Origin of the sequence: Parasphingorhabdus sp., assembly GCF_036964565.1 — a bacterium.
GTDB lineage: Bacteria > Pseudomonadota > Alphaproteobacteria > Sphingomonadales > Sphingomonadaceae > Parasphingorhabdus.
Genome location: NZ_JBALTN010000003.1, coordinates 159,659 through 175,111, shown reverse-complemented (window position 1 = coordinate 175,111; position 15,453 = coordinate 159,659). Strand labels below are relative to the sequence as shown.

The following is a 15,453-nucleotide window of genomic DNA, read 5'->3' as shown; positions in this document are numbered from 1 at the left end:
TAATTCCTCTTCATGCATATATATATCAAGGAATCTTTGTGGCTGATCTGTTTGAAAATCCCGTGGGCCTGGACGGCTTTGAATTTGTTGAATTCTGCGCGCCGGAAAAGGGCGTGCTGGAGCCGGTGTTCGAGGTCATGGGCTTTACCCGCATCGCGCAGCACCGCTCGAAAGACGTGCATCTGTGGCGGCAGGGCGGCATCAACCTGATCATCAACTATGAACCGAAATCCGCTGCCTGGTATTTCGCCCGCGAGCACGGACCCTCCGCTTGCGGCATGGCCTTCCGGGTGAAGGACGCGCGCAAGGCCTATGCCGGGCTGCTCGAAAAAGGCGCCGAACCGGTCAATGTCCAGACCGGCCCGATGGAACTGCATATCCCGGCGATCCGCGGCATCGGCGGCGCGATCCTCTATCTGGTCGACCGCTACGAAGGCGGCCAGCGCGAGGAAAATCTGTCGATCTACGATATCGACTTCGAATATCTGCCCGGCGTCGACCGCCATCCGGTCGGAGCCGGCTTCCACACGATCGATCACCTGACCCACAATGTCTACGGCGGCCGGATGAAATATTGGGCCGACTATTACGAGACCCTGTTCAACTTCCGCGAGATCCGCTTCTTCGACATCAAGGGCGAATATACCGGCCTGACCTCCAAGGCGCTGACCGCGCCGGACGGCAAGATCCGCATCCCGCTCAACGAGGAAGGCGAAGGCGGCAAGGGCCAGATCGAGGAATTTTTGCGCGAATTCAACGGCGAGGGTATCCAGCATATCGCATTGATCTGCGACGATCTGGTCGCCTGCTGGGACCGGCTCAAGACGCTCGGCGTGCCCTTCATGACCGCGCCGCCGAACACCTATTACGAGATGCTCGACGGCCGCCTCCCCGGCCACGGCGAGAATGTCGAGGCGCTGCAGACCCGCGGCATCCTGCTCGACGGCACCACGGACGGCGGCCAGCCGCGCCTGCTGCTGCAGATTTTTGCCGAGGCGCAGGTCGGTCCGGTCTTCTTCGAATTCATCCAGCGCAAGGGCGACGACGGCTTCGGCGAGGGCAATTTCAAGGCGCTGTTCGAAAGCATCGAACGCGACCAGGTTGCGCGCGGGGTACTCAACGTAAAGGAGCCTGCCTGATGACTGCACCAAGGATCAACGGCATCCACCATGTCGCCTATCGCTGCAAGGACGCGAAGGAGACAGTCGAATTCTACCAGAAGGTGATGGGCATGGAATTCCAGCTCGCCTTTGCCGAGAATGAAGTGCCTTCGACCGGCGAATATGACCCCTATATGCATATCTTTCTCGACGCCGGCGGCGGCAATATCCTCGCCTTTTTCGAGCTGCCCGAGCAGAAGCAGATGGACCGCGACCAGAACACCCCGGCCTGGGTCCAGCATATCGCCTTCAAGGTGGACACGCTCGACGACCTGATGGCGGCCAAGGCCAATGCCGAAGCCGAGGGACTCGAGGTGCTCGGCCCGACCCATCACGGGATTTTCAAGTCGATCTATTTCTTCGACCCCAACGGCCACCGGCTGGAACTGGCCTGCGACATCGGCACCGAGGAAGAGATGACCGAGCTGCGCCGCGTCGCGCCCGCCATGCTCGAGGAATGGAGCCGCACCAAGAAGGCGCCGCAACATGCCGCCTGGTTGCACGCCAAGGCGCGCGACGAACATTAGGTTTTCACATTGAACAATGCCGTGCTCCTGCGTAGGCAGGAGTCCATCTCCTGAAGCCTCGACAAGAGGCACTGGCCGGAGATGGGCCCCCGCCTTCGCGGGGGAACGGAGCAGGATGAAGGAACGCATATGAAACTCGCCACCCTGAAGAACGACACCCGCGACGGCCGCCTGGTCGTGGTCTCGAAGGACCTGACCCGCTGCTGCGAAGCCAGCAATATCGCGCCGACCCTGCAGGCAGCGCTCGACGACTGGGAACAATGCGCGCCGAAGCTGGAAGCGCTCTACCGCGATGTCGAGCATGAGACCGTGCCCTGCGAACGCTTCCACGAGCGTCTCGCCGAATCCCCCCTGCCCCGCGCCTATCAATGGGCCGACGGCAGCGCCTATATCAATCATGTCGAACTGGTCCGCAAGGCGCGCGGCGCCGAAGTGCCGGAGAGTTTCTATTCCGACCCGCTGATGTACCAGGGCGGCAGCGATGCCTTTCTCGGCCCGCGCGATGATATCCCGCTCGGCGATCCCAAATGGGGCTGCGACATGGAAGGCGAAATCGCGGTGATCACCGATGATGTGCCGCCGGGCGTCAGCAGCGAAGAGGCCGCCGACCATATCAAGCTCATCATGCTGTGCAACGACGTGTCCCTGCGCGGCCTGATCCCCGGCGAGCTGGCCAAGGGCTTCGGCTTCTTCCAGTCCAAGCCGCCCTCCGCCTTCTCCCCGGTCTGCGTCACCCCCGACGAGCTGGGCGACGCCTGGCAGGGTTCGGTCATCCACCTGCCGCTGCAGGTCGACTATAACCGCGAGCCGTTCGGCCGCGCCAACGCCGGCAAGGACGCCACCTTCAGCCTCGCCGACCTGGTCGCCCATGCCGCCAAGACCCGCCCCTTGTGCGCCGGCACGATCATCGGCTCCGGCACCGTCTCCAACCAGGGCCCGGATGGCGACCCCGGCAAGCCGGTCAGCGAAGGCGGCCTCGGCTATAGCTGCATCGCCGAGATCCGGATGATCGAGACGATCAACGACGGCGAGGCGAAGACGCCCTTCATGAGTGCGGGCGATACGGTAAAGATCCAGATGCTGGATGCGGATGGCCATTCGATCTTTGGCGCGATCCGGCAGGAGGTTGTGGCGGTTTGATGGGGTTGGTTTTAGGTGATTTGGTGTCGGCTTCATTCCGAGAGTCGAGCTCAGGCTTTGCCGTTTGCAACGGTGACAATTGTTTGGAAAGCTGCCGACCATCAGATATGCATTATCGATGCTCTCTGAACTGACCGTTGAACAATTAGATGAAAGCAGCGGCGTTTGTGATTGCTGCGGCAACGCAAGCCGTAAGGTGTGGGGTCTCGTACATAGTGGCGAACGAACGGTGGCGGCATATTGGTTGCACTGGACCATCGGACACCTCGACACCGAGGGAGCCAATTTTGATTTGATCGTCGGTTCATGGGGTGATGGAACTGGGCCTCAAGACCGCTTCGCTGCGTCACTGCTTTATCGAGAACCAGTCGACAGCCCACCCGCTTTCATGGTGATCGATGCAAGCGAGCGGCAGATTGCCGGTAGCGAATTGTTCCAATCCGCTTTGAGACGCGAAGATATAATCGGAACACCAATAGCGGAACAATTATTCGCATTCGTGGACGCAATATGGTTGCAAGACAGCCGAATATTCTGACTCGCCGAGCGATTACTTCGGGGCAGAAGTCGACCAACAGTTTCTGATTCCTTGGTTTCCGCTTTGACTATGCGTCCAAGGCGGACACTCCCCGGACATGCCCCAGCACCCCCTCAAACCGGCACCGCCGTCTCATATTTGATCCGCTCCATCGCAAAACTCGCCGACACATCGGACAGCGGCACCGCCTTGATCAGTTTCTTGTACACCCGGTCATAGTCGGCGACATCGCGGACGAGCAGTTTGAGCAGATAGTCGACCTCGCCCGCCATCCGGTAGAGCTCGACCACTTCCTCGACCGCCGAGGCGGCCTTTGCAAATTTCTCCAGCCATTTGTCGCTGTGATCATTGGTCCGCACCGCAACAAACACGGTCATGCCAAAGCCCACCGCCTCCGGCTCGACGATTGCCACCCGCCGCGCGATGATCCCGTCCGCCTCCATCCGCTTGATCCGCCGCCAGCAGGCATTGGTCGACAGGCTGAGCTGCGCCGCCAGATTTTCCAGCGACAGACTGGCATCGCGCTGCAAGGCTTTCAGGATATTCCGGTCATTATCATCAATATTTTTTATATCTTGGGTCATAAATAGAATATTATCATATATTTTTCGGAATAGAACCAAATTTTGACAAGGATTTCCCGTCCCGCCTTCATCATAAGCAATGCCTATGATCACAGGGGAAAATATCATGCTGGATTTTGTCGGACGCGCGCGCCAGGACAAGCTGCATTCGCTGTCGGCCCTGATCGGCAACACGCCCCTTATCCGGATCATCGCCCGCTGCGAGGGGCAGGATCTCACCGTCTACGCCAAGGCCGAAATGTTCAACCTGTCCGGCAGCATCAAGGACCGGATGGCGCTGGCGATCCTGCAGGACGCGATGCGGCGCGGCGATCTGCAGCCCGGCCAGACCATTGTCGAGGCCACCAGCGGCAACAGCGGCATATCCTTCGCCGCCATCGGCTGCGCCCTTGGCCACCCCGTCACCATCTTCATGCCAGACTGGGTCAGCGCCGAACGGCGCGCAATGCTGGCGATCTATGGCGCTGACGTGCGCCTGGTTTCCAGAGAAGAAGGCGGCTTTCTCGGCTGCCTCGCCGCTGCCGAGGAACTCGGCGCACAGGGCGCCTATCTGCCCCGCCAATTCTCCAACCCGGTCAATGCCGACGAACATGCCGAAGGCACCGGGCCGGAATTGTGGCAACAGGTGGCGTCGGACGGCGGCACGCTCGGTGGCTTCGTCGCTGGCGTCGGCACCGGCGGCACGGTGATGGGCATGGGCCGCTATCTCAAGGGCCGCGACGCCTCCATCGCCGTCCATCCGGTCGAGCCGGTCGAATCCCCCACCCTTTCGGTTGGCCACAAATGCGGCCAGCACCGGGTGCAGGGTCTCTCGGACGAATTCATCCCGGCGATCCTCAACCTGTCCGAGCTGGACGGCGTGATCGGCGTCCACGACGGCGACGCGATCCTGATGGCGCAGAAACTCGGCCGCGAATTCGGCATGGGTGTCGGCATTTCCAGCGGCATCAATCTGGTCGCCGCCATCCGCCTCGCCCTGCGCCAGCCGATGGCAGCGGACGGCACCCGCAAGGCGGTCGCCACCATCTTCGCCGACAGCAACAGCAAATATCTGTCCACCGATCTCGCGCGGGAAGAGCCCTGCTGCGCCGGCTATCTGACGCCGACCGTCGAGCTGCTGGACATGCAGACTATCCGCTGAGCTTCGCCATATTGCGGTCGTCAGCCGCTGTCACGTTGACCGCAAGGCCGATCAGGTCGGTATCCTCCGGCGCGTCGGGCAATACGCCGATCGCCGGCAGGCCCTGCTCGTCCTCCAGCCACAGGGACGCCGCGCCGCGGCTGGCCTTGCCATAAGGCATCGCATAGCTTTTGATCACCGCCTTGCCGTTGAAATAATGCTCTTCCTTCACATGATCCGGCTTGCCGATGCGGACCGGTTCGGCAATCCGGTCGGGCGACCAGCCACCGGCAACCGGCTGCGCGGCATAGATGCCCACCGATTCCTTGTTGATCACCCCGCCATTGGCCGAGATCATCCCCGGCTTGCTGCCATCCTTGCGCAGCGCCTGGACCAGCGCAGCAATGCCGTGCGCGCTGTAGCTGTTGCCCGGCCCGCCGAAGAAACTCAGCCCGCCGGTCAGCGTGTAGGAGGACAGCGGCCGGTCGGGCGACCCCAGCGCGTCCATCGCCAGCGATACCGCGACCGGGAAACAGCTGTAGATATCGATCGGCCCGAGATCCGCCGCCTCCAGTTCCGCCAGCTCCAGCGCCTTGGGAAAGGCCACCTGCATCGCCGGCGAGATCGACAGATCGTCCTGCTGGCTCATCAGCGGCACGCTGGCGTCGGCACCGCTGTGCAGATAGATCATCTTGTCCGGGGAGACACCCAGTTCGGCAGCATGGCCAGCCGTTGTCAGGATCACCGCCGCGCCCAGTTCGACCGCATCCTGCGCCACCATCCAGCGGCGATAGGGATCGTTGAGCCGGTAATTGCCATGATCGTCCGACAGCAGTTCCTCCGCCGTCCATTGCCGCGCAAATTGCGCATGCTCGCGGGTCAGCGACACGCCGGCAAAGGCTTCCCATAGCTCCGCCATATCCTTGGCATAGCTGACCCGGTTCATCCCCAGCCGCGCCCGCCGGGCGTTCTCCACGATGCCATAGGCAATCGGCATATTGATGATCCCCTGCCGCCATTCATAGGCGGTCAGCATCTTGTCGCCGTCGGTCCTGAGGTCGGTCATTGCGCGGGTCGCCGGCTGGTTCCAGTCCAGCTCGTGGCCGCTGCGGCGGGCGCGCTTGACGGTCCCGACATTTTCCGCGCTGGACAGGATCACTGCCTTGTACTCGCCGGCATGGACCTGGCAGGCGAGCTTGTTGAGATGCTTCTGCGGGCTCTGGCCACCGACATCGCCATAGAGCAGGGTCGCGGGTTCGAGACCCGCCGCCGTTGCCACCGCTTCGGGATGATTTTCCGGCGATCCGAAATCGTGCGGCAGGCCGCTGTCGTGGAACAGCCGGATCGACAGCAGGCAGTCGATCGACGCCGCGAGCTTGTCCGCCGCACCGCTGTCCGCCAGCGCCTGGCGAATCGCAGCCGATGCCAGATCCACCGTCGAAGGCCATTCAAGTCCCTGCGATTCTTTCAGTTTTTGCCCGCTCGCTTCGCCGACACCGACCAGCACCGGCGCCATGGGATCTGCCAAAGCCATTGTTAATTCCCTCAAAATAAACAGTTCATCAATCGATTAAAACTGATAACAGACGGCTAGATCTATGCACCTAATAATTTGAGGACTTTTGAATGAGCGGATGGCCAAAGCTGAACTGGGAAACGGAACCGACGGGTCCACTGAAGGGATTGAAGATCGTCGATATGTCGACCGTGGTGCTGGGACCCTTTGCCACCCTCAATTTCGCCGACATGGGCGCCGACGTGATCAAGATCGAAAATGGCGAGGGCAAGTTTGCCGGCGACATGATGCGCCACGCCGGCGACAGCCCGACCGGCGACCTCGGCCCGATCTTCGCCTCGCTCAACCGCAACAAGAAATCGATCACGCTGAACGGCAAGGACGAGGACGACAAGGCGGTCATCCTGGAATTGCTCAAACATGCCGACGTGTTCTTCCACAATGTCCGGCTGGCCGGCATGGCCCGGCTCGGCCTCGACTATGAAAGCGTCAGGGCAGTCAATCCCGGCATCGTCTATGTCCACTGCGCCGGCTTCGGCCAGGGCGGCGAATATGAAAAGCGCCAGGCCTATGACGACCTGATCCAGTGCGCCTCCGGCTTTGCCTCCCTGTTCGAGATGCGCGGCGACAGCGGCCGGCCGCTCTACATGCCCTCGCTGGTCGCCGACAAGACGATCGGGCTGTTTGCGGTCAACGCGACGCTGGCGGCGATGTACCACAAGGAAAAGACCGGCGAGGGGCAGTTTGTCCAGGTGCCGATGTTCGAAGCCTTCACCTGGTTCAACATGGTGGAAAATCTCTGGGGCGAAACCTTCATCCCCGGCAACGGGCGGCTCGCCTACACCCGCTCGATCAACGAAAACCGCAAGCCCTATCCGACCAAGGACGGCTATATCGGCCTGGTCCCCTACAGCGATGCGCAGTGGGAGAAATTCTTCGAGCTCGGCGGCAAGCCGGGCGTGTTCCAGGAACCGCGCTTCGCCACCTATTCGGAGCGCACCAAGAATATTACCGAACTCTATGCACTGATCGAGGAAATCGCCTCGACCAAGACCACCGATGAATGGCTGCCGCTGCTCGACGAGCACAATATCCCGGCGATGCGCTACAACAAGATCGCCGATGTTCTGACCGACCCGCATTTGCAGCAGGTCGGCTTCTGGCAGGAACGCGAGGGCGAGAAGATGGGGAAATATCGCACGATCAAGCACCCGGTCCACTATTCCGCAAGCCCGGCGAACATCTATGCCGATCCGCCAACGCTGGGTGCGGACAATGACGAGATACGGGGCGCTATTGGCATGCCGGCCAACGACGCATAAACGATAACAGGACAGGAGCCGCTCGATGAATTTTGACTTCTCTGACGACCAGAAATTTCTCCGCGACGAAGCGCGCAAGTTTCTGGAAGCGCAATGCACGATGGCCCATGTCCGCGAAGTGCTGGACGATGACAGCAAGAGCCACAATGAAGGCGTCTGGAAGAAGATCATCGACATGGGCTGGCTCGGCGCCGCCATTCCGGAAGAATATGGCGGACTGGGGCTCGGCATGCTTGAGCTGTGCGTGATCGCCGAGGAACTCGGCCGGACGCTGGCGCCGGTCCCGTTCGGCTCCTCCGCCTATTTCTTTGCCGAAGCGCTGAAGCTGGCGGGCAGTGAGGACCAGAAACAGGCGCTGCTGCCAAGGATTGCCGACGGCAGCGTAATCGGCTGCATCGCGGTCAGCGAAGGGCCGGGCGAAATCAGCGCCGGCACGATCGCCACGCGGCTGAAGGACGGAATGCTGTCCGGCAGGAAGATCCCGGTGACCGACGGCGATATCGCGACCCACGCGATCGTCCTGGCGAAGGACGGCAGCGGTGCCAGCCTCGTCATCGTCGCTCTCGACCAGAGCGGCGTATCGCGCAAGCCGGTGAAGACGCTCGAGCCGACCCGCAGCCATGCGGCGATCAGCTTTGACGGTGCCTCGGCAGACCTGCTCGGCGACGCCGGCAACGGCATGCCGCTGCTCGACCAGATCAACGACCGCGCCGCGGTGTTGCTCGCATTCGAGCAATTGGGCGGCGCCTCGCGCTGTCTCGAGATGGCGACCGCCTATGCCAAGGAGCGCCAGGCCTTCGGCCGGGCGATTGGCGGCTATCAGGCGATCAAGCACAAGCTCGCCGACATGTATGTGAAGAACGAGGTTGCCCGTTCCAACGCCTATTATGGCGCCTGGGCGCTGTCGAGCAACGCGGCGGAACTGCCGGAAGCGGCCGCCGCGGCGCGCGTCGCCGCCTCGGAAGCCTTCTGGTTCGCCTCCAAGGAGAATATCCAGACCCATGGCGGCATGGGCTTCACCTGGGAGGTCGACTGCCACCTTTTCTACCGCCGCGCCAAGCTGCTCGCCGTCCAGGCCGGCAGCCCGGCGGTGTGGAAAGAGAAGCTGGTCAGCGCGCTCGAAGCGAAAAATGATTGAATCTGGAGCCCTGGGTGCCGTTCGTCCTGAGCCTGTCGAAGGACAGCCGAACGCGCGCACTCGTACTTCGACAAGCTCAGCACGAACGAAAGTTCGGGCATGGGTCCAAAGAGTGAAGGAATAGACTATGGATTTCAACGACACCCCCGAAGAAGCAGCATTCCGCGCCGAGGCGCACGCCTTTCTCTCGCAGCATCTGAAGCCGAAGACCCCGGGCGCGCTGCGCTCCGGTGGCCGCGAGGATTTCCTCGCCCGCGCCAAGGCCTGGCAGAAAACCAAGGCCGAAGGCAGCTTCGCCCAGATCACCTGGCCCAAGGAAATGGGCGGCCGCGGCGGCACGGTGATGCAGCAGGTCATCTGGGGCCAGGAAGAGGCCAAGTTCGACGCACCCACCGGCCCCTTCGCCATCGGCCTCGGCATGTGCATCCCGACCGTGATCGCCTTCGGTTCCGACGCGCACAAGCAGCGTTACGTACAGAAGGCGCTGAAGGGCGAGGAAGTCTGGTGCCAGCTGTTCTCCGAACCGGCAGCGGGATCCGATGTCGCCGGCCTCAAGACCAAGGCGGTCAAGGACGGCGACGAATGGGTCATCAACGGCCAGAAGGTCTGGACCTCCGGCGCCCATTATTCCGACTATGGCATATTGCTCGTCCGCACCGATCCCAATGTGCCCAAGCACAAGGGCCTGACCATGTTCATCGTCGACATGAAGCAGCCGGGCGTCGACGTGCGTCCGATCCACCAGGCGTCGGGCGGCAGCGAGTTCAACGAAGTCTATTTCACCGATGTCCGCATCCCGGATGCCGACCGGCTGGGCGAGCCCGGCATGGGCTGGAAGGTGGCGCTGGTCACGCTGATGAACGAGCGGCTGGCCGTCGGCGGATCGCCAGGCCCCGACTGGAAGGAAATCATGGACTATGCCCGCTCCGCCGGCACCCTGTCCAACCAGGCGTTCCGCGACAAGCTCGCCGACTGGTATGTCGCCGCACAGGGCTACAAGCTGACCAAGTTCCGCACCCAGACCGCCCTGTCCCGCGGCGAGACCCCGGGACCGGAAAATTCGATCGGCAAGATCATCAACGCCAACCATCTGCAGGACATCTGCAACAGCGCGATCGAGATGCAGGACCATTTCGGCCTGATCGTCGACAAGGACGAGGTGCCCTCCGATGCGATCTTCCAGGAAAGCTTCCTGTGGGCCCCGGGATTGCGGATCGCCGGCGGCACCGATGAAATCCTCAAGAATATCATCGCCGAGCGCGTCCTCGGCCTGCCGCAGGATGTCCGCGTCGACAAGGACAAGACCTTCGCGGAAATGAACTAGGAGCCAGACCGATGTCCATTCTTCCCGTCCATGTCGTCGCCAATTTCACCGTGCAGGACGCGGCGAAATATCGCGAATATGAAAAGGGCTTCTTCCCGATCCTGAAAAAGCATGGCGGGGAGTTCATCACCTTTGACGACAACAGCGTGACCTTCGAGGGCGGGACGCCGCCCGAAGGCCGCGTGGTCCTGTTCAAATTTCCGAGCGAGGCCGCCGCCACCGCATGGTATCATGATCCCGACTATCAGGCGCTGTCCGAACACCGCCGCGCCGGGACGACGCTGAACTTCCTGACCATGGTCCACGGCCTGCCGCCCCGAACCTAGGCCGGACTCATAAATCCGCTTGCAGCGGACGCAGAAAAACTTGCGTGATCGTTTGGATTGCAAATGTTACCAGATGTCCGAACCGAATGAAGGAACCCTCCCATGACCACCGATCTGCCCGACTACACCCCGCCAAAAGTCTGGAAATGGGACAAGGAAAACGGCGGCCGCTTTGCCAATATCAACCGCCCGATTGCCGGCCCGACCAAGGATGTCGAACTGCCGGTCGGCAAGCATCCGCTGCAGCTCTATTCGATGGCAACGCCCAATGGCGTCAAGGTCACGGTGATGCTCGAGGAGCTGCTCGCACTCGGTCACAAGGGCGCGGAATATGACGCCTATCTGATCAAGATCAGCGACGGCGACCAGTTCGGCAGCGGCTTTGTCGACATCAACCCGAACAGCAAGATCCCGGCGCTGATGGACCACAGCACCGACACGCCAACCCGATTGTTCGAATCCGGCTCGATCCTGCTCTATCTTGCCGAGAAATTCGGCGAATTCCTGCCGGCCGACCACAACAAGCGCACCGAGGCGCTGAACTGGCTGTTCTGGCAGATGGGCAGCGCCCCCTATCTCGGCGGCGGTTTCGGCCATTTCTACGCCTATGCGCCGGTCAAGATCGAATATTGCATCGACCGCTTCGCCATGGAGGTCAAGCGCCAGCTCGACGTGCTCGACCGCCATCTTGCCGACAATGAATATATGGCCGGCGACGAATATAGCATCGCCGACATCGCGATCTGGCCCTGGTATGGCGCGCTGGTCCAGAATCTCGTCTATGAGGCCGCCGAATTTCTAGACGGCGCGTCCTACAAGCATATGAACCGCTGGACCGACATGATCGGCGAGCGCCCGGCGGTGCAGCGTGGCAAGATGGTCAATCGCGCCTGGGGCGACCTCGAAGGCCAGCTGCGCGAACGCCACGACGCCAGCGATTTCGAGCTGCGCACGCAGGACAAGCTGGAACCGGAAGGCGAAGCGTCGGAGTAGCGACCGCTACTTCAATATCCCGGCCATGATCAGGTCGACCGTCTGCTCGCGATAGGCGTCGCGCATCCGCTCGTCGAAATCGTCGCGGCCATAGCAATATTTCCAGACCAGCTTGCCGGTGAAGAAACGGTCGGCCGCGCCGGTGACGGCGGAATAGAACAGGTCGGGATCGACTTCTCTGAACACCCCGGACTTGATCCCTTCGCCGACGAATATCTTGTACGCGCCGGACAGCGGCTTGAGATATTTGTCGGCAATCTTGCGCGCGCCTTCCGGCGGCAGGTCGCGGATCAGCCGCATCGTCAGCCGGTTGAGATAGGGAAATTCGTAATAGATATCGATCACCGCGCCGATATGATGGCGCAGCTTGTCCTCCGGCGGCCAGTCCTTCTTGATCAGCAGGCCGACCTGGACCAGGATATTGTCCATGTCCCGCTCCAGGATCGCCTCGAGCAGCCCGTCCTTGTTGCCAAAATAATATTTCACCAGCGCGCTGTTCAGACCGGAACGGACTGACAGTTCGCTGAACGAAATATCGATCGTATCACCCTCGCGCATGATCTGGCTGGCGGTTTCGATCAGCTTGTCCCGCGCGCCCGCTTCCGTCTCTTTAGTCACCAGTTTGTCGACGCCCATTTGTCTTCCCCCAATGTGAACCGCGTCACAATTTTGTCACTTATAGACAGGTTCTTTCCACCATGGGAAGCTGTCTGGCAAGTCGCTGGATACTTTGTCCGGATAGTTGGGCGGGCGCTTCTCCAGGAAGCTCGCAATGCCTTCCTTGGCATCCGCGGATTTCGCGCGATTGTAGATGATCCGGCTGTCGACCTTGTGCGCTTCCATCGGGTGATCGGCAGCAGGCAATTGCCACAGCATCTGCCGGGTGACCGCGACCGATACCGGCGCGGTGTTGTCGGCAATCTCGCGCGCCAGCGCATAGGCGGCGGGCAGCAGCTCTTCCGGCTTGTGCAGCGAGCGGACCAGCCCGCCCTTCAGCGCTTCTTCGGCATCGAACACGCGTCCGGTCAGGCACCATTCGAGTGCCTGCGCCCGGCCGACCAGATTGGGCAGGAACCAGCTGGCCGCGCCGTCCGGTGCGATGCCGCGCCGGGCAAAGACGAAACCGAAGCGTGCGGTCTCGCTGGCCAGCCGCATGTCCATCGGCAGCAGCATCGTCGCGCCGACACCGACGGCGACGCCGTTGACCGCGCCGATCACCGGCTTCAGGCACTGGTAGATGCGCAGAATCAGCAGCCCGCCACCGTCGCGGACCCGGGGATCGGAATAATCCTCGACCGGGTCTTCGCTGGCAAACGGCTTCCTGCCGTCGTCCGGGGTCAGGTCCGCACCCGCACAAAAGGCGCGGTCGCCCGCTCCGGTCACGACCACGGCCCGAACATCGTCATCGGCATCGATGCGGTCAAAGGCGTCGGTCATCTCCTTGATCATCGTCCCGGTAAAGGCGTTCATCTTTTCCGGGCGGTTGATCGTGATCGTCGCGATCTGGTCGGCGACGTCATAAAGGATCTGGGTATAATTCACGGGGAGTTCCTTTTTGCCATCCTCTCCCAAAGGGAGAGGCAAGTGAAACTTGCCAGCTTGCTGGCTAGTGGAACTCGGTGAGGGGTAGTGAACTACGAAAGACCAAAACCCCTCACCGACTGCGACTAACCCCGGATTGCATCCGGGGAAGTCTTGTTGCCTCTCCCTATGGGAGAGGGTAGTTTTTAGCGCGGGGCCATCCTGATGCCGCCGTCGAGCCGGACATCCTCGCCGTTGAAATATTGCGTTTCGATCATGCACAGGGCGAGCGCCGCATATTCGTCCGGCTGGCCGAGGCGAGGCGGATGCGGCACCATCGCGCCGAGCGCGTCGCGCACATTCTGCGGCGCACCGGCGAGCAGCGGCGTGTCGAAAATGCCGGGCAGGATGGTGTTGACGCGAATGCCCTCGCGGGACAGGTCGCGCGCGATCGGCAGGGTCATGCCGACGACGCCGCCCTTGGACGCCGAATAGGCCGCCTGGCCGATCTGCCCGTCTTCGGCAGCAACCGATGCGGTGTTGACCATCGCGCCGCGATCGCCGTCCTCAAGCGGATCAAGCGTCAGCATGCCGGCCGCCGATTTGGCGATGCAGCGGAACGTGCCAACCAGGTTGACCTGAATCACGAAGTCGAACTTGTCGAGCGGGAAATGGCGGATCGAACCGTCTTCCTTGGCGCGGCTAGCGGTTTTCATGGCGTTGCCGATGCCGGCACAGTTGACCAGGATACGCTCCTGGCCATTGGCTGCGCGAGCCTTTTCAAAGCCTGCATCGACGCTTTCGTCGCTGGTCACGTTGACGTTGCAAAACACGCCGCCCAGTTCGGCCGCGAGCGCTTCGCCCTTTTCCTCGTTGAGGTCGAACAGGGCGACCTTCACGCCCTTGGCGGCCAGCCGGCGGGCGGTTGCCGCGCCGAGACCGGAGGCACCGCCGGTGATCACGGCCGAGATATTGCTGTTGAGTTCCATGATTTTCTCTTTCTTCTGTCATTCGTCATCCTGAAACAAGTTCAGGATGACGGTTATTTACATTAGCCCAGCCGCTCGATGATCGTGACATTGGCCTGGCCGCCGCCTTCGCACATCGTCTGCAGGCCATATTTCGAGCCGCGCGCTTCCATGGCGTTGAGCAGGGTTGCCATCAGCTTGGTACCCGAAGCACCGAGCGGGTGACCCAGAGCAATGGCGCCGCCGTTGACGTTGATCTTGTCGCGGTCCGCACCGACATGCTTCAGCCAGGCAAGCGGAACCGGGGCAAAGGCCTCGTTCACTTCATAGAGATCGATATCACCGATTTTCATGCCGGCACGCTGCAGCGCGCGGTCTGTCGCGAACAGGGGTTCTTCCAGCATGATCACCGGATCGCCTGCGGTAACCGTCAGGTTGACGATCCGTGCGCGCGGGGTCAGGCCATGATCTTTCAGCGCCTGTTCGGAGCAGATCAGCACCGCACTGGAGCCGTCGCAGATCTGGCTGGCGTTGGCAGCGGTAATCGCGCCGCCTTCCTGCAGCAGCTTGACCGCGCCGATGCTTTCCATCGTTGCGTCAAAGCGGATGCCTTCGTCGACCTTGTGCTGTTCCTTGCCTTCGGCCGTCTCGATTTCCACCGGAACGATTTCATTGTCAAAGGCGCCCGATTCGACGGCGCGAATCGCCTTCTGGTGGCTTTCCAGCGCAAATTCGTCCAGATCCTGACGGGTGAAGCCGTGCTTCTTGACCAGCATCTCGGCGCCCATGAACTGGCTGAACTGGATGCCGGGATAGGCGGCCTGTAGCCGTTCCGACATGTTGGTGCCGAGACCGGCGTCCTTGAACAATTTGAAGGTCGAACCCATGGGCACGCGGGTCATGCTCTCGATACCGTGCGCCAGCACCATGTCCTGGGTGCCGGACATCACGCCCTGCGCCGCAAACTGGATCGCCTGCTGCGACGAACCGCACTGCCGGTCGATCGACACCGACGGGATGCTGTCGGGCAGTTTCGAAGCCAGAACCGCATTGCGGCCGACATCGCCGCTCTGTTCGCCGCCCTGCATGACGCAGCCGGTGATCACGTCTTCGATCGCGCTGGCGTCGAAGTCGTTGCGATCGGCGATGGCGTCGAGCGTCGCCGCTCCGAGATCCACCGGATGGATGCCGGCCAAGCGCCCGCCGCGACGGCCACCGGCGGTACGGACCGCATCAACAATATAGGCTTCTGCCATAATGATATTCCTTTGATTGG

The 15,453-nt window shown here is 61.7% G+C and carries 16 protein-coding genes; 10 read left to right on the top strand and 6 right to left on the bottom strand.

Annotated elements, in window-relative coordinates:
- The first annotated feature begins 38 nt into the window (after window positions 1-38).
- The 4 genes from hppD to V7650_RS04840 all read left to right on the top strand — a co-directional run bounded on the left by hppD (window position 39) and on the right by V7650_RS04840 (window position 3,365).
- Window positions 39-1,139, top strand: coding sequence for a 4-hydroxyphenylpyruvate dioxygenase (gene hppD / locus V7650_RS04855; protein WP_335655118.1), 1,101 nt, complete (start codon window positions 39-41; stop codon window positions 1,137-1,139).
- Window positions 1,139-1,687, top strand: coding sequence for a VOC family protein (locus tag V7650_RS04850; protein ID WP_335655117.1), 549 nt, complete (start codon window positions 1,139-1,141; stop codon window positions 1,685-1,687). Before hppD ends, V7650_RS04850 begins: the two co-directional genes overlap by 1 nt.
- 129 nt (window positions 1,688-1,816) lie before the next feature.
- Window positions 1,817-2,827: a fumarylacetoacetate hydrolase family protein gene (locus tag V7650_RS04845; protein WP_335655116.1), complete on the top strand. Its 1,011-nt coding sequence runs from the start codon at window positions 1,817-1,819 to the stop codon at window positions 2,825-2,827.
- A gap of 118 nt (window positions 2,828-2,945) precedes the next feature.
- The gene (locus V7650_RS04840) at window positions 2,946-3,365 is read left to right on the top strand and encodes a hypothetical protein (protein WP_335655115.1); all 420 of its coding nucleotides are present in this window, start codon (window positions 2,946-2,948) and stop codon (window positions 3,363-3,365) included.
- A gap of 113 nt (window positions 3,366-3,478) precedes the next feature.
- Here V7650_RS04840 and V7650_RS04835 read toward each other — a convergent pair whose 3' ends face one another.
- Window positions 3,479-3,949, bottom strand: a complete 471-nt coding sequence (locus V7650_RS04835; RefSeq protein WP_335655114.1) for an Lrp/AsnC family transcriptional regulator — start codon at window positions 3,947-3,949, stop codon at window positions 3,479-3,481.
- An 85-nt stretch (window positions 3,950-4,034) separates the two neighbouring features.
- Here V7650_RS04835 and V7650_RS04830 point away from each other — a divergent pair, with 85 nt between their 5' ends.
- Window positions 4,035-5,090, top strand: a complete 1,056-nt coding sequence (locus V7650_RS04830; RefSeq protein WP_335655113.1) for a PLP-dependent cysteine synthase family protein — start codon at window positions 4,035-4,037, stop codon at window positions 5,088-5,090.
- On the opposite strand, the gene V7650_RS04825 is transcribed toward V7650_RS04830, so the two are convergent.
- Window positions 5,080-6,603, bottom strand: a complete 1,524-nt coding sequence (locus tag V7650_RS04825) for a hypothetical protein (RefSeq protein ID WP_335655112.1) — start codon at window positions 6,601-6,603, stop codon at window positions 5,080-5,082. The genes V7650_RS04830 and V7650_RS04825 overlap by 11 nt on opposite strands.
- A gap of 92 nt (window positions 6,604-6,695) precedes the next feature.
- Here V7650_RS04825 and V7650_RS04820 point away from each other — a divergent pair, with 92 nt between their 5' ends.
- The 5 genes from V7650_RS04820 (at window position 6,696) to yghU (ending at window position 11,688) form a co-directional block, all read left to right on the top strand.
- Window positions 6,696-7,907 carry a CaiB/BaiF CoA transferase family protein gene (locus tag V7650_RS04820; RefSeq protein ID WP_335655111.1) on the top strand — a complete coding sequence of 404 codons (1,212 nt, stop codon included), beginning with the start codon at window positions 6,696-6,698 and terminating at the stop codon, window positions 7,905-7,907.
- Window positions 7,908-7,932: 25 nt separating this feature from the next.
- On the top strand, window positions 7,933-9,045 hold the full coding sequence (locus V7650_RS04815) for an acyl-CoA dehydrogenase family protein (protein ID WP_335655110.1): 1,113 nt from the start codon (window positions 7,933-7,935) through the stop codon (window positions 9,043-9,045).
- A 127-nt stretch (window positions 9,046-9,172) separates the two neighbouring features.
- On the top strand, window positions 9,173-10,369 hold the full coding sequence (locus tag V7650_RS04810; protein ID WP_335655109.1) for an acyl-CoA dehydrogenase family protein: 1,197 nt from the start codon (window positions 9,173-9,175) through the stop codon (window positions 10,367-10,369).
- Between the two features lie 11 nt (window positions 10,370-10,380).
- Complete coding sequence (locus V7650_RS04805) at window positions 10,381-10,695, top strand: DUF1330 domain-containing protein (RefSeq protein WP_335655108.1); 315 nt, start codon at window positions 10,381-10,383, stop codon at window positions 10,693-10,695.
- 102 nt (window positions 10,696-10,797) lie between these two features.
- Entirely contained in the window at window positions 10,798-11,688 is an 891-nt protein-coding gene (gene yghU / locus V7650_RS04800) for a glutathione-dependent disulfide-bond oxidoreductase (protein WP_335655107.1), read from the top strand.
- A gap of 6 nt (window positions 11,689-11,694) precedes the next feature.
- On the opposite strand, the gene V7650_RS04795 is transcribed toward yghU, so the two are convergent.
- The 4 genes from V7650_RS04795 to V7650_RS04780 form a co-directional block, all read right to left on the bottom strand.
- Window positions 11,695-12,324, bottom strand: a complete 630-nt coding sequence (locus V7650_RS04795; protein WP_335655106.1) for a TetR family transcriptional regulator — start codon at window positions 12,322-12,324, stop codon at window positions 11,695-11,697.
- A gap of 36 nt (window positions 12,325-12,360) precedes the next feature.
- A complete protein-coding gene (locus tag V7650_RS04790; RefSeq protein WP_335655105.1) occupies window positions 12,361-13,230 on the bottom strand; it encodes a crotonase/enoyl-CoA hydratase family protein in 870 nt (289 codons plus the stop codon).
- A gap of 185 nt (window positions 13,231-13,415) precedes the next feature.
- On the bottom strand, window positions 13,416-14,198 hold the full coding sequence (locus V7650_RS04785; protein ID WP_335655104.1) for an SDR family NAD(P)-dependent oxidoreductase: 783 nt from the start codon (window positions 14,196-14,198) through the stop codon (window positions 13,416-13,418).
- A gap of 62 nt (window positions 14,199-14,260) precedes the next feature.
- On the bottom strand, window positions 14,261-15,433 hold the full coding sequence (locus V7650_RS04780; RefSeq protein WP_335655103.1) for an acetyl-CoA C-acetyltransferase: 1,173 nt from the start codon (window positions 15,431-15,433) through the stop codon (window positions 14,261-14,263).
- Window positions 15,434-15,453: the final 20 nt, after the last annotated feature.